Here is a 23,094-nt window from a genome sequence, read left to right as displayed (position 1 = left end):
AATCTTTACATTTTCATCTCCTTGATGTTGATTTTATCGCCATCACGCAATGATTGGGTACCTTCCTGTACAATAAGATCGTTGTTTTTTAATCCCTTGTTTAGAATATAAACATCGTCAAGAGTGCTTCCAATTGTAATATTGGTCATTTTTATTAATCCTTCTTTATTTACCAGAAATACAAATTGTTTATCCTGTATCGAAAAAACGGCTTTTTGTGGAATCAAAACCACATCTTCTTTAGGTTCAGAAATAATTAATTTGCCTGAAGTTCCGTGTTTTATAAAACCATTTGGATTATGAAACTTCGCTTTGTATTGAATAGAACCGGTTTGTCTGTTTATTTCTCCATCGGCAGTTTTAAGTTCGCCTTTTTGGTTGTAAACTATTCCATTTGGCAATATCAGTTTTATGTCTCCGCCCTGTTTGTTAAGTGTTTTATCAGTCATCATTTGAAAATAGATATTTTCCGGTATCGAGAAGTAGGCATAGACATCATCTAATTGTGAAACCGTGGTCAACAGCGATCCATTTTCTACAAGACTGCCTTCTTTATAGGGAATACGATCTACTGTTCCGTCAAATGGAGCCCTGATATTTGTAAAATTAATTTGTTGGTTTATCGCTTTTTTTTCGGCAACAGCATGGGCAACTTTAGCAGAAGCAGCTTCGTATTTGGCCTTCGATAGTTCAAGTTCCTTATCTGCTATTACTTTTTTGTCAAAAAGCGTTTGAGCCTGTTCCAATTCAACCGCAGCAATTCTTTGGTCTGCCATTGCACTTTTGTATACTGCCTGGGCTTTTAATAATTGTATTTGTAATTCAGCATCACTTATTTTAAATAGAAGCTGACCTTTTTTTACTTTTTGTCCTTCACTAACATAAACTTTATCAAGTAATCCCGGTATGCGAACATGTATTTCAACATTATTTTTTGCATGAACGTCAGCGACAAATCGATTTGTGACTATTGTATCTTTTAACTTTACCTGATAAACAGGCACTGTTTTAATAGTATTAGACTTCTTCCTTTCCTTATTTCCGCAAGAAACCAGAAACATAAAAGATAAAATTGTTGAGAAAATTTTAATGGTAGTATTCATAATTAGGTGAATATATAATTAGGGTGCCTCCTTATATTATTTACAAGGAGTGCAGTATATGTTTAGATGTATGTTTTTGAATAATATTAAGTGCTGGTGAGGCACTATCAATAAATATTTGCACGACAGTACAATGCCTTTATAAGAATTATAAAGACGTGTGCAGCATTTCGCAGCATTAAAAAAAGAAAAAAAATAATCTAGAAAAGCTGATAGAGATGTAAGTGTGTATGACGTTCGACTTGATAGAGGGTGGCTATGCCATAAATCAAACGGGTTTTGCAAATTATAAAATTTACAAGTTTAGAGTAGTAAGGTGTTTTAAGGGTACAACTTTGGGAAGTAGTAGCACGAAAACGTACTTTCTTTTTTATTTTATAATGAACATCCAGATCTTTAGACAACGATGCATCATAAAAGCTTGCTTTTGCAATTTTAAAAACAGCAAATGAATCACTTTCTTGAGTTTGATCAATTTTATGTGCAGACGGATATTTATAGGTTCCTGTGCTCGATATATAAGAAAACAGAAATAATAAAATACCAATTATGAACTTAAATTGTTTCATTTGATTCAAGATAATGGATTATATTTTTGATACAGAATCGTCTTTATTTTGCTAAAGCCCAAATATAGCACTTAGGTAGACAAGTACCAAGGTTTATTTCATGAAAGCTATCTATTGCTGCATTGCTGGTCAGAAAATTCACAAAAATAATTTTAATTGAAGTAGGAGTAACGAAGTATTTATATTGAGTTCAGAGCATTGGTTTCAGCGTCCTGCAAATCGATATGGCATGCCATGATTATTCGAATACCATAGACTTCAACCTGTTTCTGTAGGATTCCAAAACATCAGATTTGGTAATAAAACCGTAATATTTTCCATTTTTCAACACAGGCAGGAATGCTCTATTGCTTTTTTCAAATTTATTCATCACAGTTTCCATACTGTCAAATAAATGGACCGTGTGAACGGGCTGCGCCATTATATCTTTTACCAGTGTATTTTTAATTCTGGAATTGTCAAAAATTATTTCTCTGATGTCATTAAAGTAAACTATGCCATCAAGCTCATTATCATTATTTACTACGCCAAAAATAACCTGGTCGGAATGGGCCAGAAAATCAGAGACCTTCTCAAGGTCCTGATTAGCCTCCAGGGTGAGATAATCCTTTTTTACCAAATCTTCAATATTGAGCGTACACAATATATTTGTATCTTTGTTGCTGGTGAAGACATTCCCTTTTCTGGCCAGGTTCTTTACATCCAGCGAGTGTTTTTCAAAACGTTTTGAAATTGCAAAACTCACAGAAGCTACTATCATAAGGGGAATCATAAGATCATAGCCTCCCGTTATTTCAGCGATAAGGAAAATAGCGGTAAGGGGGGCATGAAACAGGCCGCTGAGGATTCCTGCCATCCCCACAAGGGTAAAATTGCTGACAGGCAGATCGGTTAATCCGGTGAGATTCAGAAATTTTGAAAAGAAATAGCCCGCATAGGAGCCCAGAAAAAGCGATGGGGCAAAGTTACCGCCATTCCCGCCGCTTCCCAGGGTAATTCCCGAAGCAAAAGCCTTAAGAAACATAGAGAAACCAACAAAGGCCAAAAGTATCCAGCTGTTACTATTGTAATCAGCAAACAGGGTGTTTTCCAAAAGCCGGCCGGGATCCTTATCGGCAAGTGTTTTTATGCTCTCGTAACCTTCCCCGAAAAGGGTTGGAAAAATAAAAATCATAAGTCCCAGGATTGAGGCTCCAATTAAGGCTTTCCTGTAAGCCCCTAATTTTAAATGGGCAAAATAATGTTCTGTCTTTAAAAAGTTTCGGGCATAAAAAACGGCTGTGAAACCTGTAAAAAGCCCCATTAAGACATAAAAAGGAATGTTGTTGTAATCAAAGGTTTGTTTTCCCTTGAATATCAGCAGTATATTTTCATTCAGTACTATTGCCGAGACCAGTGCCCCGGTTGCAGCTGCCATCATAATAGGGGTAAAGGCTGAGATTGTCACATCCACCAGCAGTACTTCAATGGCAAAAAGCACACCGGCGATCGGGGCATTAAAAGCGGCTGCTATTCCGGCGGCAACCCCGCACCCGATGAGCAAGGTACGCTCCTGGTACGTAAGACTGAACTGCTGGGCAAAATTCGAACCAAAGGCTGCCCCGGTAATCACAATAGGGCTTTCCAGTCCGGCTGACCCACCAAGCCCCACAGTAAGGGAACTGGTAATGATCTGGGCGTACATCTGTTTTTTAGGAATGATACTTGCTTTTCGCGCGACAATATACAGTATTTGAGAGGTTCCTTTCTCCAGGGTGCCGCCCAGTACTCTTTTCACTACAAAAACGGTCAATAGAATTCCAATTATGGGAAGGATACTGTTGATGAAGCTTAGTTGTAGTATGCTATTCATGGAGGTTGCAAAGTAGTATACCCAATGGGCAAAGGCCTTTAAAAAAATTACGGCAAAGGCCGAAACAATGCCGATCAGTACACTTGAAAGAAAAATAAATTGTTTTCGTGTCAGCTTTTCCTGTCCGTTGATTAGAAGTTGTTTTGCTTTAAGGAGAAATATTTTGAGCATTTTTGGAAATAATAATAGGTAGAAATGCAAAGTTACTTCTAAAGAGGCCTTATCAAAAAATAAAATGTTAATGTAATTATAATTTTAATTTTTGATAGTTGGTTTTGTATTGCTTACTGTTTCGGCTATCAGAACGAGGAGTTCTACTTTAAAACGCTTTTAATCTTTTTCATCTACCTGATTACCCTTTCCTAGGAAATAAAAGACCGCACGTGCGGTCTTTGTTTTTCTTACTCTTTATCAGCTTATCATGACGCTGCAGGCCTCGGCACACTCACGGCACGCCTTTGCACATTCCCTGCAGTGCTCCATTCCCATTGCGGCATGCTTTTCGCACTCCTGAGCACAGGCGCTACAGATCTCGGCGCACTCAGCGCATAAATGAGAGGCGTGTTCGCCCCCGATACTCATTAGGTTTGCAGCACCAAAGCACACCACAGAACATTGCCTGTCGAGCTGTATGCACTTGGCCAGCATTTTGATATCGTCTTCATTCAGACATTCCGTTGCGCAGTTGTTGCATGCTATTGCACAGGCCAAACAGGCCTCGATGCAATTTCTAAATTTCTGATCCATAATTTTTGTTTTAAGGTTTGTACAATTTATTAGGCATACTTAATGTAGAGGATGTGAATTTAATTATAAAGTTATCAGGGCTTTATGATGAAATACAACTAAGTAATTTTAAGTGAAAATCCCAGTTATAGAAGTAAAAAATAGGGCTAATACTTTATCCTTATTTATAAAATTTACTGCAGATTTTACATCCTTAAACTGTGCAAGCGTCTGAAAAACCCTTATGTATGAATATAATTCGCATGAATACTAAAAACATCATCTTGTCCTAACGTAATTGGCATTTTTTGTTTTTGTATCCAATAGAAACTTTTAGAAAGCACATTGCACTACAGTTATATTTTGCGATTTGTAAATTGAAAATCGAAAAAAAGCACTCTTAAAAAATACTATTTTCAAAATTGACAGACTAAATAAAGAATATTGTATAAATGAGCATATTTTTATTTAAAAAGGATTTTATCGAAAAATAAATTTGTATTTTGGTTAAAAAAGTAAATATTTTTTACAAAAACACCTATTGTTTAACTTATTTGATAATTTATGTATGGCGAAATTAGCACCAAGTTTAAATGATAACGGCTGGGACGAAATGTTTTCAAAAGAAGGTGTTATTCCTACAACCAGGTTTTTAAAACACTTCAAAGTTTAAGTCATAAAAAATTAACCAGCAAACAGCAGCAGGCTTCTGATTTCTTTATGAATCAAGGTATTACTTTTACTGTTTATAGCGATGACGCAAACGGAATTGAACGTATTTTTCCCTTCGATATTATTCCGAGAATCATCACACAAAAAGACTGGCAGGAAGTAGAGTCTGGAATAAAGCAGCGTTTAATGGCTTTAAATTTATTTCTTGAAGATATTTACAGGGATAACTATGTTTAAATCATTCTATAAATTGGCGGGCTAACTTTTAAATTACTTAAATTGTTATATTTGATTCTGACAGATGCGACAGAACCCCCTTTTACTTGTATAAACAAATCAAAGCGTTTGCAATGTAGCTTTTTAGATACTTACTACTTAATAAAACGTATTAAGAACCTTTTTTTTATTAGCCCGCGTTACAAACGCTACAATTATCTTTTAAATATTATGTAGGCACTCGTTGGATACGAGCACCAGAGGGAATAAAAAAATCACTAACCGAATACTCCGTTGATCTGCGATAACACCCAACTGAAACCTCCGCCTGCCAAATTCACATAACAGGTTTGTCCACTGAATGCAATAATAGTTCTACCCGCAGGAGCAGTCACCTGAAAATTTTGTGTATCAACTACATTGGGATTAATTGTGGCGGGATAACTTGTGCCGTTGATGGTGATTTGAACTACCACATTTTGTCCGTACCAGTAGCCTGTTACGTAACTGAAAGCGGTGAGGCCATTTGTGAGATTGATCGGATTATTCCCATTGCCGCCATCACCACCGTGTTGTAATAGTTGTACCACATACGAGCCGTCGCTGCTGGCATTGGTACATTGGATGGCATCCACAACATCTCCGCTACGGATAACGATACTTTGGATAATAGTAGGAGTAGTTTGTGCATTCAAGATGGCTCCATCGTCGAACACAACCACGTCTGGTTGGCCGGTCAGGTATGGCCGCATCAATAGTTGCTGACTTTGCTCGAAAGGCCAGTTGGAAGAATCAAGCCGCCAACTCATCATAGTTTGGTAGGGGTATTGCTTACTCTGGTACTGAATCCCAGCAGCGTATTGCTGAGAAGCATAAAGCGCAGTGACACCACTCTCTAAATAAGCACCGAATCCCAATAGATCGGCATTGATACCGTGTGCAATAAATACGCTAGGATCGCTAACCCAGTAACTTTGCAAATTGAACACATCCACATTGGCATTCACAGCATCCGCATTCAGGTTGTTGACATTACCGGACTGGTTGGAACTCGCCGAAATGGCCAGATAATAGGTATCCCCGAAAGCCTTACCCAATGCGTTGAGCCAGTGGCCACATTGCTTATGAGAGAGTTGGCTCGTGGGCTGTTCCCAATCAATGTCGAAACCATTCAGGTCATTGTTAGCCAGAAAGTTGGCAACATTGGTCGCAAAAGTGGTCAGCAGGGCGGGGTTGTTGATGATCGTTTGGAGATCGTTGGTGATTTCTTGGCTATAGGCCAGTAACGCAAATATGGTGATGTCCGGGTTTTGTGCACGGGCATCTAAAACCTGTTGTGCAAGATATGTGTTACTGGTTTGCAGGGTGGGACTGCTAGGGTTACTCATATCCACTCCAAACCAGCCGATGCTCAGGTAATCAAGGGTGCTGTATATCCCGTTGAGCTTAATAGAACTAAAATTGCTGTTGGGTGAGCTGTAGGTCGCGTTTGCTGGATGTAGCTCATTAGTCAGCCACGCACCGATGGCGCCGGTAAAGTTTTTTTTGCTTTTCATGTGATTAGAATTTTAGAGTTTTCTACTTAGTTTTTAATTTCTTTATTAAAAATACCAACTAATAGGTTTTATAATGCAAAAAATGTAATGAGTACGATTTTCTAATGTATGAGTAAGCATAATCTTGGAATAAGATGCAGTTAATTACTTTAAACGATTTAGAAGAAGAATTAAAGGTTAAGAATCAAAACACAAAATTAGATTATAAAATAAACACAAATTTGTCTTATGGATTTTTAAAAAACCGAATTTTAGAATTGCTTTTTAAAGAAGCTCCTTTAGAAGAAGTATTCCACTTCTGTCGCATCTAAAGCTAAGTTTTATCTTTGCCTTTTTAAATTCTTAAACTCATGAATACTAAAGGCCATTGCTATCCGAAATCTATTATACTGCAGGCCGTATATTTTAAGCTTAGGTTTACTTTAAGTTATCGGGATGTTGAAGAAATAATGAAGATTAGAGGAGTGTTTGTGGATCATGCTACGATCCAAAGGTGGGTTTATAAATTTACGCCTTTCATTGAGTCAGAGATGAAGAAGATAAAAGGTAAAGTAGGTACAGGTTGGAGATTGGATGAAACCTATATCAAAGTAAAAGGCATTTGGTGTTATTTATATCGAGCGGCAGATAAATTGGGCAATACAGTAGACTTTTCATTGACCAGAAAAAGACAGAGAATGAGTGCTTGGTCATTTCTAATTAAAGCAATTAATAATAACTAGAAGCCAAGAGTAATAAACATTGATAAAAGCGGTTCTAATACCGCAGCGATCAAAGTATATAATAAACCCTCATTCTCAAAGATTAAAATCCGGTAGTGTAAATATCTCAACAATATTGTAGAACAGGATCGTCGTTTTGTCAAGTGGCGCATACAAAACGGATTAGGTTTTAAAAGTTTTGAATTGGCCAGACGCACATTGTGCGGAATTGAAGTTGTGCATATGCTGAGAAAGAATCAAATGGTTAGGACCGGGGATAACTATGTTTAAATCATTTTGCAAATTGGCAGTTTAACTTTTAAATCATTTAAAAACTTATATTTATGCTGACAGATGCGAGAGAACCAAATATGGTAATTTAAATTTTAAGTCTTTAATTTGAATTAAAGTATAATTATAAGTTATAGATTATAATTCAATGAAGATAGTATAATTGATGCATTAAGCTAATATTGCAGTTTTCATAATGATAATAATCTATTTGTGAAATATAAGAAAGGGCGCTGTGCCAAAAAAATGATGAACCCCGGATTTACAACTAATGAGATTAATTAAACATAGAATTAATCTTTAAATTATCAGTTAAAAATGTTTTTCTATTTATAGAATTTTGACAAGAATTATTTCTTGAGTCTCACTTAATCTTTATTAAAGGGCAGGATTCTTTTAGATTTTTTTATTGGGGAATTAGAATCATAAAAACTGTAATTCCTGCTCTTAGTAAAGCAATTGTGTGCGTTTAAAAGTAAGAAAGAGAATTAAAGAGCAAGACTGCTATTATGACAAAAAAGATGTTTGTTTACGACAGCCAGCATGGCTTTTCAAGATTTATTAATAAAGAATTTGGGAAAGATTTTCAATTTGAAATATTAAAAAAAATTACTGACGACACTGTTTTGTTGAACATGAAAGAGCATTATTTATTGATATTTTTTGTTGTTTATTCTGAGAAAGACTTATTTGATTTTCTAAAGATATATAATCAGGATGTTCCAATAGCTGTCTGCAGTTTTAAGAAAGAAATCTTAGATAAATTTAATTTTAATAATGATTTTATGCTTCTGGATATCTCAGCTTTAAAATCAGAATGGATTAATAAAGTAAGAATGGTTTTGAATAATTGTAGTTAAAATTATAGAAATGCAGATTATGGTTTACTATTAACTTATGGAAAATGCAGATGTAATGTTTTGATTATAACAGGCGGTGTTTCTTTTTTTTATAGTAGCTTTTTTAAGCTAGCGATATAAGATTGTGTTGGAATAGATCTGTTTCCAATAGTTCTGCACACTTTTTCATAAAATTTGGTTGTTCGATTGAATGTTGAATTATCAACCAAGTAGCTTCGTGTGCTTCTTCACCAACTTTGTCTATTGTCGGATAACCAATTGCGTTAATTATGCTGTCCAGGATTTTAGCATTTTCATTGTGCAGCTGTTTCATTTCTAAATCATAACCTTGGCTAAGTTTTCGGTTTTGAACAAGATTGTCTCTCAACGCTAAGTCTGCATTTTTGAGTTCAATTATTTTTTCAGCAATGCTTTTATAGTCCATTTTTTGATGTCGATTTGTTCTTATACAGTTGCCAAAATAGCCACTAACTAGTTTGTACCAGCCATAAAATGGCACCTTTCCTGTTTTACTTAACAGGCTTTGTGCCATGGGTAAGATTCTTTAGCGAATATAACAATAATATAGTAAATCTCTTAGTGGTGCAGCAACAGCTGTGAATCAGTTGTTTTACTTGTCCAGGTTATGTCTTTGGGGTCGCTCTCGGGGTCCTTATAAGGGTTCTGCGGGTCATAGGGGCTGGGTGTTTTTGGCTGCGCGTTTTGGGTCTTTGGTTTGGTTTTGGGAATTACGGTGGTCCTTGTGGTAATTTTTGGTTGTATCTTTTTGGGTTTGATATTGTTTTTTTGGAGCTTTTTCCCGCTATCCGTTTCAATCTTTTGTGCCGAACACCGGCACAAAAGGATTTTCACGGCACACGAGCGAAGTGAAATGGCGAAGCAATCGGGGCTAGGGCTGCTGAGGAGCCGGCTCTTTAGACTAATAAAAATAAGTGAGATTATAAAAAAATGGCGCCAATTGTCATCAATTGGCGCCATTTGGCTTGTTTGTGACCCATAAAGGACAAATTACGCAACATTTTATGGAGGATTTGAAGAGATTGGCTTACTGGAAGTAGAGTCTGTATTTGTATGTCTTCAGTGTTTTGGTTTGGATCTCCCGTTGGGGATTGATGTAAATTTGTATAAAATTTTTAATTTAGCCTGATTACACGTTAATTTTTTTAAATCTGTTCGATTCTGCCACAAAACGAATAATGTAGACAATTGAGATAATAATTCATCTGATTGCCAAATTTTTGGAGCAAAAAGTATCAAGTACATCAAATGTCTGATATGGTATGTTCTAATTTTTAAGTATTAATTTCTTTTTCTCAGTTTTCTTTTTTGTTAGTTTTTTCTTTTGAAAAAAATCGCTTAAAGCTTTTTCTTCAGCTAATGTTAGAGAACTTAGTCCACCAATACTGTCTATATCTAAATCTAATTTTTTAGTTTTCATATTATTTATTTTGAAAATATTTATTGATTAATTTCAAAGCTGATTTTGTTTCAATTATCATAATTCTACCACCGAAATGGAATGCTCCAAGTGTTTTTTCATAATGATCAACTAATTGCGATTTTGAAAGAAAAGAAACATTTCCATCGTGACCGCGCTGAAAAGATAATTTACAAGCATAAGCAACTAGATTACCAGCTACACCAGCATAAACCTTTGTTTGTCCTTTATTGAATGGAGCACTTTCAACAAGATGCATATAGACATGATCTGACTTAACTTCTAAGCTTATAAGACCTTGAATTATTTTTGAATTTCCAAAAATTGTAAGTTTATAAACATCTCTAATTGGATTTTTAAATTCTTCATTCCAATTAAAAAGCCAGCCATTTTTCTTTGTTAAAGACTTTAAATCAGAATTTTGGAGAATAGAAATTTCAGTCTGAAAACGATCTCCGGTAATCACGTTTTCTATTGAGTTTGTTAATTTGTCAATTATAAAATCGAGTCCTAATTCTGCTTCTTTATCCATAGTGCTAATTTAATGAATATAATCTAATTTTGAAAACATTTGAATATGGAAAATAAATTCTGCCGACCCTGTCGACAGAATTGTTGGACTGTAATAGTTTCGAACCTAAACTTGTTAGATCTTGATTTTGCTGGAATTCTTATTTGTAAAAACTACATGTGCCACGATTTTGCCACAAAACCCAAAGTATCGCTTTCTGTCTTTAGTAATGATATACAAATTTGTATCTTATGTGTACTTCAAGAGCATTTTACGCTACCTATTAGTACAAAACTAATTTCTGCAAGTGTAATTAGCATTATTGAATTTTATGACCTTTAAGTCCATTTAAATGGACTTTTTTATGTCTTTTTTGCACCATTTAGTATGTTTTTTTTGTAGGTATGTACTGTTTTAATTTCCCGTAGGGTGACCTCCACGGGACAAATTACAACATCTTTTTTGGATGATTTGAATAAATCGGCTTACTATATGTAGTTTCTATCTTTCATTGGCTTTATAAATTTGGTTTGGATGTGGGATTGACGAGATATTTAAAAAACTGAATTTTGTAATTTATCTGGGTTGTTGGGAATACCTCAAGGAATAAGCTCACCATCATTATTTGAATGTCGTTCTTGCCACTAAAGTTGTCGGCTATTCCATTTTACCAGTTTTTGGCTACTTAAATTATGGTTTTGGCTAAATTTTCTTTCCTGTATCTGCGCAAATTTGCAACATAATAATACTAAAATAATCATTATGTCATCGCAAAGTAAAATTGCCTTAGTAACAGGAGGGAGCCGCGGTCTTGGAAAAGATATGGCGATCAATCTTGCAAAAAACGGATTGGATATAGTTTTAACCTATAACACTCAAAAAGAAATAGCAGAAAATGTTGTAAAACAAATTCATGATATCGGACAAAAGGCGGTTGCTATAAAACTAGACGTCTCAGATTGTTCCAGTTTTGATATGTTTAGCAAAAATCTTGGAGACCAAATAACCAATTACTTCCAATCAGATGGAATTGATTTTTTGATCAATAATGCAGGGTTTATTCACTACGCAAATTTTGGTGCTATCAATGAAGCTCAATTTACAGAAATGGAAAAAGTACATCTTAGAGGTCCATTTTTCCTCACACAAAAATTATTGCCATTACTAAGAGCTTACGGAGGAATTGTAAATGTTTCTTCAGGACTAACCCGTTTTGCCACGCCGGGATTTGCAGCTTATGCAGCACTAAAAGGAGCAATGGAGACATTGACAAAATATCAGGCAAAAGAACTTGGTGCAAGAAACATAAGAGTAAATATTATTGCTCCGGGTGCTATCGAAACAGATATTATGGGCGGTGCGGTACGTGATAATGTAGAAATGAACCAATACCTGGCTTCGCAAACTGCTCTTGGAAGAGTTGGACTACCCGAGGACATTGGCGGAGTGGTAGCCTTTTTATGCAGTGATGCCGGCGGGTGGATTAATGCTCAGCGAATAGAAATTTCAGGAGGTTCAAATCTATAATTAGATTTAAAAATATAAGCTGAATGTTACATACAAATGGAAGAATATAAAATGAAAGAATATAAAATGGAAAAAGAAGATAAAGGAGTTGTCAAAGCTCTGTCAAAACAGGAAATAGAGATCATTGAAAGGTTTTATGCAGCATGGAAACTTAAAAAGCCAGAAGTATTAGACGAAGTCTGCATGCCCGACTGGAAAGATATTCCACTCGCGCCACAACAAGAAGATAATCCAAAAGGACTGCAGGCAATTATGAAATTTTTGTTTGAATTATGTCCTGATATTGAAATCGTAATTCATGAGATATTTGGCAGCCACGAGCGTGCAGCTGTAAGAGCTTCAATGCAATTTACGCATGTAAATGAAATTATGGGAATTGCTCCAACGAATAGGAAAGTTACAATAGCGCTGCATGAATTCCATTATTTGAAAAATGGCAAACTTACCCATACGTGGCATTTAGAAGACTGGTTTGGCCTTTTGATGCAGAGCAAGGAAAAATAAAAAATCGAATAGCATATTTGTATAATAATTCTTTGAATATACTTTTAAAAGATTCATCTGAATTGAGCGTGTCAAAAAAATGTAAATTTGTATCAATGGAAGTAATTAGAATAAAAAGCATCACAGATTATCATCGGTTTAGAGGACTTCCAAAGCCGGAGCATCCTTTAATAAGCCTGGTCGATTATGCACAGGTAAAATTTCCTGATGATGAAAAAATGACAAATATCGTGATGGATTTTTATTCTATTGCTTTAAAACGGGATATAGGAGCTAAGCTTTATTATGGTCAGCAGGTTTACGATTTTGACGAAGGACTAATGTCTTTTGTAGCACCTGGACAGGTTTTACGACTGGAACCGGATCCTGATTCATTACATAAAGGATCGGGGTATTTATTACAAATTCACCCAGACTTTTTATGGAATTCACCATTAGCAAAAAATATTAAGAGCTACACTTTTTTTGATTATTCAATTAATGAAGCACTATTTCTTTCTGAAAAGGAGGAAAATATCATTGTAAATATTTTTGAAAATATAAGAGAAGAATACCACATCAACATTGATAAATTTACACAAGATTTAATAATTGCGCAAATAGAATTGCTGTTAAAATATTGCGACAGATATTACAATCGCCAATTTCTTACAAGAAAAATCAGCAGTCATCAAATACTATCAAAAGTTGAAGAATTTTTGAATAATTATTTTGATGATAAAAACCGTGAAGAAAGAAATCTTCTTTCTGTTCAGTCTGTTGCTGATAATATGAATGTTTCTTCAGATTATTTAAGCAATTTGCTGAAGCTTCATACTGGTCAGAATACGCAGCAGCATATTCACAATAAACTCATAGAAAAAGCGAAAGAAAAGCTTTCTACTACTAGTTTGTCAATTAGTGAAATTGCGTATGAGCTGGGATTCGAACACCTTCAGAGCTTTAGTAAATTGTTCAAAAACAAAACAAACGAAACACCCTTAAAGTTTAGAGCTAAGTTTAATTAATCGTTTTATTTAAGTTTTTAAAGTCTCTTTTTGCAGAGAGAAAATAAATGTAAAAAATCTAAAGTTACCTTGCCTGATAGCGTAATTGAAAAAAGGCGCCAATTGAAGACTATTGGCGCCTTTTGGCTGTGTAGTGACCTAGACTGGACAAATTTCAACATCATAATAAAGAGGATCGCTATGACTATGTTTTTTTGAAACTTAAAAGCAATAGATTCCCATACGGAATTCTATTGCTTTTAAGTTTAATTTATTACGGAGAATTATTCAATCCATTGCAAGGGATTGCTCTGTAAAATGCATCGGGTGGAACTGATCGAAAGTTGTTGATTTCATGAATCTTCAGCACACCGTTTAATTCTCCGCTGCCATTAATTGCAATGTTGCTGCATACAATTTCTCCTGACAAAATTATTGAAGTTCCAATTGTATATTTAATAACAGAAAATTTATCTGCGATATATAGTTTCAAAGCCCAGGTCCATTTCGCATTCACTATTAAGTACCGCGCCTAGAAATTTAGGATATTCTCGACCGTTTTCATCATTATCATACATGAAAAAGTCACCATAATTTTCCTTTTTTAATGCCGAAAATTTCTTTATTTTATATTCCTTACCCTCAAATGAAGCCGGATCTGATTCAAGATTATTCCAATCCTGTTCAGAAAAACTAAACGGAATGTTTTTTCTGGTTTTAACGATATACATCGTGTCGCCATTGATGCGCATTAATTTAACTAATGCGCCTTCGGACATACCGCTTTCTGCCCAGGTTGCTTTATAAATATCTCCCGGTTTTGGATGCATTAGCAATTCTTTGTATTGATTTGCTTTTGCGCTGGTTCTTTTTTTATTTATCAAAGTAATTCCCCATAATATTAAAATCAGAAATGGCATAACAAACCAAATTGACCACGGATATACCAATTGCCACAAGGTTCTTTTATGGTTGTGGCGGATATCACTAATAGCCTTAGCTACGTTGGCGGAATATTTTTTTTTGGCAAATATCGAACTATCGGGACTTTTAAGAACATGTGCACAATTAGTACAAACAACACCGGTTCGCCTTCCCATACCAAAAAGAGGTATTCCCATAGCGATATATCTCATGTATAGGGTTAAATCTATTGTGTTTTTATGACCGCAAACAGGACAGACTTCGTCAATGATTGGTTTTGTTTGTAAGGGCTTGGTTATAATTTGATATATAAAAATTAGCATGTAAGTTTTGAGTTTAATTTTGAAATTAGGTCGTCTACAGGAAAAATTTAATTCTTTAAGTCCTATAAATGTATGTTTTAGAGTGAAATATTAGTCTTTTAATTTATTTTTATTGATTAATTCATCCAAAAGTGCTGTAAAAGTATCGCCGCTAAAAACAGAATTGTATGATTTTTTGAATACTGTTTCCTGATCGCTATTGATAAGCTGTATTTGATTTGTCAAATCAGTAATAGAAAAATGGTGAATTTCTTTAAAATAAATAACCTGCGAATCAAAAACCAATTTATCGTGAAATAAGAAGATGGTTTTGGTTTTTATATTTAAATACGAATTGGTGTTTATGGCCATAAATTGTTTCATTGCCAAATCTTTAAAATCGACATAAGTAAAAGTCACGCTTTCACCTTCTTCGAGTTTTTTCAAAAGTAGGGGCACATTAACAGAGCGGTGTGTTGATCGTATAAAGGCAATTACTTTATAAATATCTGAATATCTTGCCGAAATGGGATGCCATGGAGACGTACTGTTTTTTCGAACCGCAAGATTGTTGATGTCAAATATACGTTTGCCTGAAGTGAACAAATAAACATCCTGAATATCCTTAAAATATAAAATTTCCTTACTGCCCTTATTATCTATAACAATAGCATTTTGGTATAAATAAAAAACGGATCCCTTTGATTGATAAACTGCAATACTAAATATAATTAGGCCGAGCGCCATAATAAAAACAATGCAGTAATATAAAATTCTAACATTCCCTGAAAAGTTTAGCGTTCCTTCATTTACTGGTATAATTGCTTTAAAATAAATAAAAAGATTTATTGCCGTAAATGAAACAAGTATTGCATATGAAAAATAAAGAAATGCTTTTGATACTGCGCTTTTTCGTATAAACGTACCTAACTCCGGACTTGATTTCATAATCTATAATTTTGATATTGATAAGAACCACTATTCAAATCTTTGAAAGTGTTCTTAGCGAGTAATGGTTTTAATTTTAATCAAAAGTAGTACTGGAAGCAGGGAAAATTATAGATTATATATATAAATAATATCTACAGCTGGATATGCGATATCTATTTAATATCTACAAAGCTGGATTACCGCGGTAACATGGCAATTTCAAAAAATAATAATTTAATAGAAATTACCCTAGCTTAACTAAATAATTTAAATATTTTTCCTACATTTGATATGGAATTGGATTTACATTTAATTAATAACAATGGAAAAGGGGATGAGGCTAAAAGTTAGAAAAGAACTGGATGGCAGGCAGCAGTCAAATATCATAAAATTAAAAGGAAATTTAATTTCCAAGGGCTACACAGAAATCATACACATTTCAGATCTTGATGATGAATTTCATATTAGTTCATTTGATGTTGAGCCGGGAAAATACAAAGAAGTGAAGGAATTTATTACATCATTTATTGTCAAAGAAAATTTGGGAGAAAGCATATCGATATATAAATAAAAACAACTTTCAGTGGACTTAAAATTTAACCTGCAAAAACATGACAAGAAAAGCGCCCATTTTATTAAAAAAGGCGCTTTTTGATTTCTACACCAACTTTTGATGAGAGGCGAATAACAAAAAAAAATGTTATGTCAACTCCTGTGCTTAGGTACCGTGAATCCCCAATTTTTCACTGTTTATCCGCTCGAAAGTACTTAATTTAAACAGAATTATTTTGATTTTGCTTTTCGGTTTTTTACTTCATCTGGGAATAAATTTATCATGATCTTCTGATTGAAAGTCTATCCTTGGTCAGCCGTTTGTTATGATGCTGTAAATCTTTTGGTGATAAACAGTTTTCAACCAAGAAACGACATGCAATTTTGTTTTTTGCTTTATTGACAAAGCTGATTCATCCCTATATTATTTGCAGTTATTGTAATTTGTGGACTTCCATACCGTCATTTAAAGCAAAAAACATTGTCGTTATTTTACTCCGCATAAGGTTTTTTTTTTGTTATACTGATTCTTCAACGCTCTGTAAGGGCATTGATTGACGTCTAAAACTTTTTAAAGCCTTACATTGAGCGAAAGAATTTTTATAATTTATTAATTTCACCGAATTCTTCTATTGTTATAAAGTTCAAAGTAGAATGAATTCTTTTTTTATTATACCAGTTTTCTATATATTCGAATATTTGCGCTTTCATCTGTTTTTGATTTAAGAGCCTGTTTTTATGTATTAATTCTCTTTTTAATGTACCAAAAAAGCTCTCAGCAACTGCATTGTCCCAATAATTGCCTTTACGGCTCATACTTCTTTTAATAATTTTATAAGAATCTAATAATTTTGTAAAGCTTTTATTGGCATATTGAACCCCTCGATCAGAATGGAATATTAATTCATTCTTAATGGGTCTATTATTAATTGCCATTTCCCAAGCCGGCACAGTTGTCAGTTTTGTAGACATACTGTTGCTAAGGTTCCAGCCGATTATTTTTCGGTCGAACAAATCTAAAATAACTGTAAGATATAAAAAACCTTTTGTAGTTTTTATATATGTGATATCCGATACCCAAGCTCTACATGGTTGCTTTACGTTAAATTTCCTATTTAAAATATTAGGGGCGATATAATGATTGTGATTTGAGTTTGTTGTTACCTTGAATTTTTTAGTTGTTTTTTTCTTTAAACCTAATTGGTTCATATATCTTGATACTGTGGTCCTTGTCAGTTTATAGCCTCGATTTTTAAGTTCTATAGTAATTCTTGAACTTCCATGTCGCTGTTTTGCTTCAATAAATAATGAATGCACTTCTTTCTTTAGTAAAATTATTCGCAATTGTGTCTCTGAAATAAATTGATTTTTCCATCGATAGTAACCCACTTCTCCAACTCCTAAAATTCGACACATTTTTTTAGTTGAATATAATTTTTCATTATTTTTAATAAAATTAAAAATCTGTAATCTCCCTTTTAAAAAATATTTACTTCCCTTTTTTAAAATTTCATATTGCAGCTCTGATTGTTTAGCTTTTCTTTCAAGTTCTTGAATTTTTTGCTGTGCAGGATTTAATCTTAAATATCCGTTTCCTTTCCCACAAAAACTTCCAAATTTTTCATATTGCTGTCGCCATTTATATAGTAAGGAACTAGATATTTTAAGCTCTTGCTCTACTTGTACTAATGAACCTCTTTTGTAACTTAACTGAACAGCTTTTTCTTTAAAAATCGGATCATAAGTTTTAAGTTTTTTTGTCATTTTGCAGTCAGTAATGATATTATTGTTTTCTAAATAAAATTGTATTATCTAGTTTAGATTTCTGGCTACGATTTATATTTCACCTTTAAAAATTTCAATTCGGTAGCAAGAATCATTATAAATATCCTGCATAAAAAAATTGTCCATTTAGAGTTTATATCAAATAAAAAGAGCAAATATCTCTATTTGCTCTTAAATAATACATCCTTTAAAAACAACAAAAACTGTAGCATGATGTTAGAACTTTAAAGAATATTATGTTATTTTACATAGGCTTGTAAGATTGGATTATTGATATTTTAAATTACTTAATGTAAATAACACATTATCAAAGATATATAAAAAAAATAAAGATAAAAATTAAAACACTTCTATTTTCTGTTCTTAATATTTGATCCTTTGTATTATCCTTGATAAATTTGAACCCTTTCCTATATCCATTAGGTATGTAAATAGTTTGAAACGAAGTTAGGATATTTTTAATTCGGATTTCTATCGGCATTAAATTCAAATCCCCGCAAGTATTACCGGGTTTTTAAACTCAATAGTTTAGCTGCGCGTTTAGCCAGCCGATTGCCAATAAAATTTTGTATTCAAGTTTTGGACCAAGTGCCGAGTTACCATTTGGCAGGTATAAAAAGTGATAACAATATTGTCTATTAGCAACCCGATGTAACGAGTCTGGCTTTTCGTTCTCATTTCTAGACAAGAGCTCGTGTTATCTCTTTAACTTGCATAGTACCTGCCATTTTTGCTACATTATTTTTACCCATGCCAAATGGCATTGTTAGCCCGCATCGTTAATGGCTTTCGATGGGATTTGTCCTTGGGTGTCTTAAGTTTTTGTAGACAACCACATCGGGAACTGTTTCTTCCAATTATCGCAAAAGAACATTAAGACAGACAATAATCCCGTTTATATTGTAAGTCGCTATTTTCATGTACTTCAATATTGATTAAGATTTCATAATTATTTACAATACACTCTTGCTTCACTTAATCAGGTATTTATTGAATAATTTTACTGTAGTTTTTTAACCGAATGGATTTTTATTGTAATAAGCCTAAAAATAGTATTTAATTTTTTTTTACTTTGCTGGACAAACCTAATTCTTTCATATGTTTATGTACTGTGGTAGATGAGATTTGATATCCTAAATTTTGTAATTCTACTGCAATTCGCGGGCATCCATAACGTTGTTTACATGCATAGAATATGGTGGTTATTTCTTTTTGTATTAAGATCTTTCTTTTTTTTGTTTCTGTGATAAAGCCGTTCTTCCATTTCCGATAAGTACCTCTGTTTATATCTAAAACCTCGCACATCAATCGAATAGAATATTTTTTTTCATTATCTGCCATGAAATAAAATGTCGTAAGCCTTCCTTGCTTATAATGTTTTTCAGCATTTTTTAAAATTTCAAATTTTAAATCTGATTTGTTGGTTTTTTTTTCAAGTTCTTGAATTTTTTGTCTTTCAAGATTTACTTTTAAGTAGTCATTTCCTGAAGAATCTCCTTTATTAAATTTTTCATATTCCCGACGCCATGTGCTTAATGCAGCGGTATACAAATTAAGTTCTTTTTCTAGTTTTGCTAAACTAATGTTTTTCTCGTAACTCAGCAAGACTGCTTTTTCTTTGAATGCAAAATCATATTTTTTTCTATTTCTTGTCATGTAGAGCATTTAAGTTTTATTATTTACTTTTCCAACTGCTGGTCAAAGACGTCAATTTATAGTTATTAAAACCCGTTTTTAATTTTTTTAATTAATCAAATATCGAGCTAAATTTGGTCGCGCACTCATAAATTAGTGATTTCATTAAATTGCTCTATTGTTAGATAATTCAATGCAGAATGGATTCTTTTTTTGTTATACCAATTTTCAATAAATTCATATATTTCGGCTTTCATAAGTTTTTGAGTAATTAGTTTACTTTTACGATATATTAATTCTCTTTTTAATGAATTGAAAAAACTTTCTGAAACGGCATTGTCCAAGCTATTCCCCTTACGACTCATACTTCTTATACATTGATAAGAATTCAGTTCACTTGTAAAAGCTTTATTAGCATATTGAACTCCTCTATCAGAGTGAAAAATCATTCCTTTTAAAATTGTACGGTTACTTTTAGCCATTTCCCAAGCAGCTAAAGTAGTTTTCAATGTGGTAAGCTCTGTACCTAAACTCCACCCGATTATTTTTCTGTCATATAAGTCCATAATTATTGTAAGATATAAAAAGCCTTTTTTTGTTTGAATATATGTAATGTCAGATACCCAGACTTTGGAGGAGCTATTTACTGTAAACTTCCTATTTAGAACATTAGGGGAAATATAATGAGTATGTTTGGAATCTGTTGTTATTTTAAATTTTCTTTTTGCAATCTTGCGCAATCCCAATTGGTTCATATAAAAGGATACCTGCTTTTGGGATATTTTATAACCTTGATCGTTAAGTTTTTGAGTGATTTTACCTCTTCCATAATATTTTTTAGAACGTAAAAATATTAATGATATATTCTTTTTTAATATAGCTATTTGTCGTTGTTTTTCTGAAATACCGTTGTTTTTCCATCTATTATATGTGCCACTCTTTATATTTAATACTCGACACATCTCTGATATTGAGTACTTTTTTTCGTTGTTCTTTATGAAGTTGTAAACTTCTATTCTTCCTTGATATAGATAGGGATATGCTTTTTTTAAAATCTCAAATCTAAGTTCTGATTTTTTGTAGTTTTTTTCAAGTTCAAAAGAAAATCTGTTCTCTGGATGTACTCTTAAATTGCCTGATCCCTGAAAACTTGCTTCTCCAAATTTCTGATAGTCCTTACGCCACTTTGTTAATAGGCAAGGTGCTATTCCCAATTCATTGGCAAATTCCTTAAGATTTTTTTTTTCATAACTTAACTTTACCACATTTTCCTTAAAAATTCGATTGTAAATATTGCGCTCTTTTGCCATAAGCTGTATTCTTTAGGTATTGTTAACTATTTGCGAACTGATTAATGAATTGACTGATTATAAATTATGAAACCTATATAAATCTCAGTTAAACAAGGACTTTACTTTAAAAAACAGCTATAACTAATGGCTATATTATAAAAATAAATTATTTATAAAGAAATACAAGAGCATGCACTATCCATCTGTTTTGTTTACTGCGCGTTTTATAGATAAATATAGACAGTATGGCTTACGTAAAACATTAACGCGATTTGTACCGGTATTACTTTTCTGAAGTTGTGACATTAATGTTGGGCAACAACGCTAATAGTTGCGGTCTGGTTATTTTGGTTCATGTTTCTTCGATTCTGCGGCAATACCTAAGACATCGCGAAATTATGACCCTCTTCTTGAAGACCCCGTCGGAAGAGGTACTGGTTAAAAATCAGGAAAATAAATAAAAGAGCACCGCGCCGCTTATTTCTTTTTTACAAACTTGAAAAGTTTGTTTTTTCAGATATTTTCGGCAGCCTGTTCAAGGGGAAGGGTAACTATAAATTCGGCACCATTTTCTATTTCTCCTTTAGCCATAATAGTTCCATTGTGCCTTTGAATTATCTTCTGGCATAGTGCCAGGCCAATCCCGTTTCCCTCATACTCATCCTTGGAATGAAGCCTTTCAAAAACAGCAAATATTTTTTCTGCATAAAGAGGATCAAGCCCGATGCCATTATCTTTGAAGGAAATTTCTACAGACTCAGTCGAATTGATATTTTTTATACAGCTGGTAATAATAATTCTCGGAGGCTGTCCCGCTTTTGTGAATTTCAGGGCATTTTGGGTAAGGTTATAAAAAAGCTGGTGAATAAGAATGGCAGCGCCCTGGACTTCAGGAAGATCACTTATGATTAGAATCGCGTCTTTTTCTTTTATTATAAGCTCCAGGTCTGTTTTGATGTTCTCCAGTAAATCATTTAGGGAAATCTTTTCAACCGGCTGGATGCTTTTGTCCATAGTGGAGTAGGCAAGCAGCCCTTCAATAATGGATTGCATACGGGTTGCAGAATCCCCTATTTTGTTTAAATGCATAACCGAGCGATCCGGCAGCTGGTGGGCAATCTCATTTTTTAAGAAGTCATCAAAAATTCGAATTTTCCGTACCGGTTCCTGAAGATCGTGGCTCACCACATTGGCAAAATGCAGCAAGTCAGCATTAGATCGTCGGAGTTCCAGGGTGCTTTCTTCGATCTTTCTTTTCAGTTCTACTTCAAATTCTTTTTGCTTCTGTATATCCTGCACGACACCTAAGATTGTTATTGGATTTCCCTTTTCATCCTTTATGATCTTTCCAAAAAACTTAATCCACTTCTCTGATTTGTTTTCTTGTAAAATTCGGGTCTCATAGCAGACTACTCCGTTTGCAAGGGCATCCTTGCGGGCTTTTTCCAGCAGGTGGCGATCATCGGGATGCACTTTTTCCATTAGTGCCTTTAGAGTAATTTCAGAATCAATGCACAAAAGCTTCTTAAAGTTATCAGAGGTTTTGATCCCGTTTGTTGTAACGTCGATTTCATAGGTTCCCATGCCGCAGGCATCAATGGCCATGCCCAGCATTTCACCGGAGTTTACTATCTGGTTTTTTGCCTCGTGCAATTTGGTTACTTCCGTGCAGGTATGTACCACGCCATAGACAACTCCCTTTTCATTGCGAAGGGGGCTGAAATTATAATTAAAAAAAAAAGGTGTCCAGGCCCCGTTTTTAAGGATATTAAGTTTTTGGTCATTGGCCTGAAAAGGTATTCCGGTTTTCATTACCGTTCGAATTTGCCCGCTAATGGAATCTTTTTTAAAATCAGCCGCAATATCAGCGAACTTTCTGCCGATGACCCGTTCTGCTTGATTCCATAAGCGGAGCATGGCGTTATTAGCGAAAGAAATTAGTAAATCATCGGTACAATAAACTGCAGTAGGTACTGGAGTATTCAGTAAAATATCCTGAAGAAAGGTTAAATTATGCTGCACATGTCCGGTTTTAGTGTTTAGGCCAAGGTACTGCAATGGGCGAAATTTTCTGTTATACAATTAAGAGTATTGATTATACAACTTCAATGCAATTAATCCCGGCCTGGAAATTTTATTTAGGCATATTGTAGTACTTTTGG

Annotated in this window: 22 protein-coding genes and 1 pseudogene; 8 read left to right on the top strand and 15 right to left on the bottom strand. The window is 33.9% G+C overall.

Going from position 1 to position 23,094, the window contains the following annotated elements; translation table 11 throughout:
* Window positions 1–5: 5 nt before the first annotated feature.
* The 4 genes from SD960_RS11405 to SD960_RS23710 form a co-directional block, all read right to left on the bottom strand.
* Window positions 6–1,103: an efflux RND transporter periplasmic adaptor subunit gene (locus tag SD960_RS11405; RefSeq protein ID WP_318803160.1), complete on the bottom strand. Its 1,098-nt coding sequence runs from the start codon at window positions 1,101–1,103 to the stop codon at window positions 6–8.
* 200 nt (window positions 1,104–1,303) lie between these two features.
* Entirely contained in the window at window positions 1,304–1,672 is a 369-nt protein-coding gene (locus tag SD960_RS11400; protein WP_318803158.1) for a hypothetical protein, read from the bottom strand.
* A gap of 238 nt (window positions 1,673–1,910) precedes the next feature.
* The gene (locus SD960_RS11395; RefSeq protein ID WP_318803155.1) at window positions 1,911–3,695 is read right to left on the bottom strand and encodes a chloride channel protein; all 1,785 of its coding nucleotides are present in this window, start codon (window positions 3,693–3,695) and stop codon (window positions 1,911–1,913) included.
* A 240-nt stretch (window positions 3,696–3,935) separates the two neighbouring features.
* The gene (locus SD960_RS23710) at window positions 3,936–4,007 is read right to left on the bottom strand and encodes a four-helix bundle copper-binding protein (protein WP_413230381.1); all 72 of its coding nucleotides are present in this window, start codon (window positions 4,005–4,007) and stop codon (window positions 3,936–3,938) included.
* A 963-nt stretch (window positions 4,008–4,970) separates the two neighbouring features.
* On the opposite strand from SD960_RS23710, the gene SD960_RS11390 reads away from it, so the two are divergent.
* A complete protein-coding gene (locus SD960_RS11390) occupies window positions 4,971–5,159 on the top strand; it encodes a circularly permuted type 2 ATP-grasp protein (protein ID WP_318803152.1) in 189 nt (62 codons plus the stop codon).
* Between the two features lie 257 nt (window positions 5,160–5,416).
* Here the strand turns inward: SD960_RS11390 and SD960_RS11385 are convergent, their stop codons facing one another.
* On the bottom strand, window positions 5,417–6,694 hold the full coding sequence (locus SD960_RS11385) for a glycosyl hydrolase family 18 protein (protein WP_318803150.1): 1,278 nt from the start codon (window positions 6,692–6,694) through the stop codon (window positions 5,417–5,419).
* 134 nt (window positions 6,695–6,828) lie between these two features.
* Between SD960_RS11385 and SD960_RS11380 the strand changes: the two genes are divergently transcribed.
* From SD960_RS11380 to SD960_RS11370, 3 genes and pseudogenes are all read left to right on the top strand, one after another.
* Window positions 6,829–7,005, top strand: a complete 177-nt coding sequence (locus tag SD960_RS11380; protein ID WP_318803148.1) for a hypothetical protein — start codon at window positions 6,829–6,831, stop codon at window positions 7,003–7,005.
* Window positions 7,006–7,044: 39 nt separating this feature from the next.
* Window positions 7,045–7,686, top strand: a pseudogene (locus SD960_RS11375) (IS6 family transposase).
* A 509-nt stretch (window positions 7,687–8,195) separates the two neighbouring features.
* A complete protein-coding gene (locus tag SD960_RS11370) occupies window positions 8,196–8,546 on the top strand; it encodes a hypothetical protein (protein WP_318803146.1) in 351 nt (116 codons plus the stop codon).
* Window positions 8,547–8,649: 103 nt separating this feature from the next.
* Here SD960_RS11370 and SD960_RS11365 read toward each other — a convergent pair whose 3' ends face one another.
* The 3 genes from SD960_RS11365 to SD960_RS11355 form a co-directional block, all read right to left on the bottom strand.
* Entirely contained in the window at window positions 8,650–9,078 is a 429-nt protein-coding gene (locus SD960_RS11365; RefSeq protein ID WP_318803145.1) for a hypothetical protein, read from the bottom strand.
* Between the two features lie 753 nt (window positions 9,079–9,831).
* Window positions 9,832–9,984 carry a hypothetical protein gene (locus SD960_RS11360; protein WP_165571361.1) on the bottom strand — a complete coding sequence of 51 codons (153 nt, stop codon included), beginning with the start codon at window positions 9,982–9,984 and terminating at the stop codon, window positions 9,832–9,834.
* Between the two features lies 1 nt (window position 9,985).
* Complete coding sequence (locus SD960_RS11355) at window positions 9,986–10,516, bottom strand: hypothetical protein (protein WP_271336669.1); 531 nt, start codon at window positions 10,514–10,516, stop codon at window positions 9,986–9,988.
* Between the two features lie 741 nt (window positions 10,517–11,257).
* Here SD960_RS11355 and SD960_RS11350 point away from each other — a divergent pair.
* The 3 genes from SD960_RS11350 (at window position 11,258) to SD960_RS11340 (ending at window position 13,533) form a co-directional block, all read left to right on the top strand.
* Complete coding sequence (locus SD960_RS11350; protein WP_318803139.1) at window positions 11,258–12,022, top strand: SDR family NAD(P)-dependent oxidoreductase; 765 nt, start codon at window positions 11,258–11,260, stop codon at window positions 12,020–12,022.
* 36 nt (window positions 12,023–12,058) lie between these two features.
* A complete protein-coding gene (locus SD960_RS11345; protein WP_318803138.1) occupies window positions 12,059–12,526 on the top strand; it encodes an ester cyclase in 468 nt (155 codons plus the stop codon).
* A 95-nt stretch (window positions 12,527–12,621) separates the two neighbouring features.
* Window positions 12,622–13,533, top strand: coding sequence for a helix-turn-helix transcriptional regulator (locus tag SD960_RS11340; protein ID WP_318803136.1), 912 nt, complete (start codon window positions 12,622–12,624; stop codon window positions 13,531–13,533).
* A gap of 253 nt (window positions 13,534–13,786) precedes the next feature.
* On the opposite strand, the gene SD960_RS11335 is transcribed toward SD960_RS11340, so the two are convergent.
* The 3 genes from SD960_RS11335 to SD960_RS11325 form a co-directional block, all read right to left on the bottom strand.
* A complete protein-coding gene (locus tag SD960_RS11335; RefSeq protein ID WP_318803134.1) occupies window positions 13,787–14,005 on the bottom strand; it encodes a hypothetical protein in 219 nt (72 codons plus the stop codon).
* A complete protein-coding gene (locus tag SD960_RS11330; protein ID WP_318803133.1) occupies window positions 13,983–14,759 on the bottom strand; it encodes a hypothetical protein in 777 nt (258 codons plus the stop codon). The genes SD960_RS11335 and SD960_RS11330 overlap by 23 nt, the downstream gene beginning before the upstream one ends.
* A 90-nt stretch (window positions 14,760–14,849) precedes the next feature.
* A complete protein-coding gene (locus SD960_RS11325; RefSeq protein WP_318803131.1) occupies window positions 14,850–15,686 on the bottom strand; it encodes a DUF6585 family protein in 837 nt (278 codons plus the stop codon).
* 304 nt (window positions 15,687–15,990) lie between these two features.
* Here SD960_RS11325 and SD960_RS11320 point away from each other — a divergent pair, with 304 nt between their 5' ends.
* Window positions 15,991–16,239 (top strand): hypothetical protein, encoded by a 249-nt coding sequence (locus tag SD960_RS11320; RefSeq protein WP_318803128.1) that lies wholly within the window; start codon window positions 15,991–15,993, stop codon window positions 16,237–16,239.
* Window positions 16,240–16,820: 581 nt separating this feature from the next.
* Here SD960_RS11320 and SD960_RS11315 read toward each other — a convergent pair.
* From SD960_RS11315 to SD960_RS11300, 4 genes are all read right to left on the bottom strand, one after another.
* Entirely contained in the window at window positions 16,821–17,984 is a 1,164-nt protein-coding gene (locus SD960_RS11315) for an IS3 family transposase (protein WP_318803126.1), read from the bottom strand.
* A gap of 1,077 nt (window positions 17,985–19,061) precedes the next feature.
* Window positions 19,062–19,661 carry a transposase gene (locus SD960_RS11310; protein ID WP_318803125.1) on the bottom strand — a complete coding sequence of 200 codons (600 nt, stop codon included), beginning with the start codon at window positions 19,659–19,661 and terminating at the stop codon, window positions 19,062–19,064.
* A 125-nt stretch (window positions 19,662–19,786) separates the two neighbouring features.
* Complete coding sequence (locus tag SD960_RS11305; RefSeq protein WP_318803124.1) at window positions 19,787–20,950, bottom strand: IS3 family transposase; 1,164 nt, start codon at window positions 20,948–20,950, stop codon at window positions 19,787–19,789.
* Window positions 20,951–21,445: 495 nt separating this feature from the next.
* Complete coding sequence (locus tag SD960_RS11300) at window positions 21,446–22,954, bottom strand: ATP-binding protein (RefSeq protein ID WP_318803123.1); 1,509 nt, start codon at window positions 22,952–22,954, stop codon at window positions 21,446–21,448.
* Window positions 22,955–23,094: the final 140 nt, after the last annotated feature.

It is taken from the genome of Flavobacterium sp. MMLR14_040 (assembly GCF_033657265.1).
GTDB lineage: Bacteria > Bacteroidota > Bacteroidia > Flavobacteriales > Flavobacteriaceae > Flavobacterium.
Note: the sequence above shows the minus strand (reverse complement) of the source record. Positions and strands in the feature narration are given on the sequence as shown.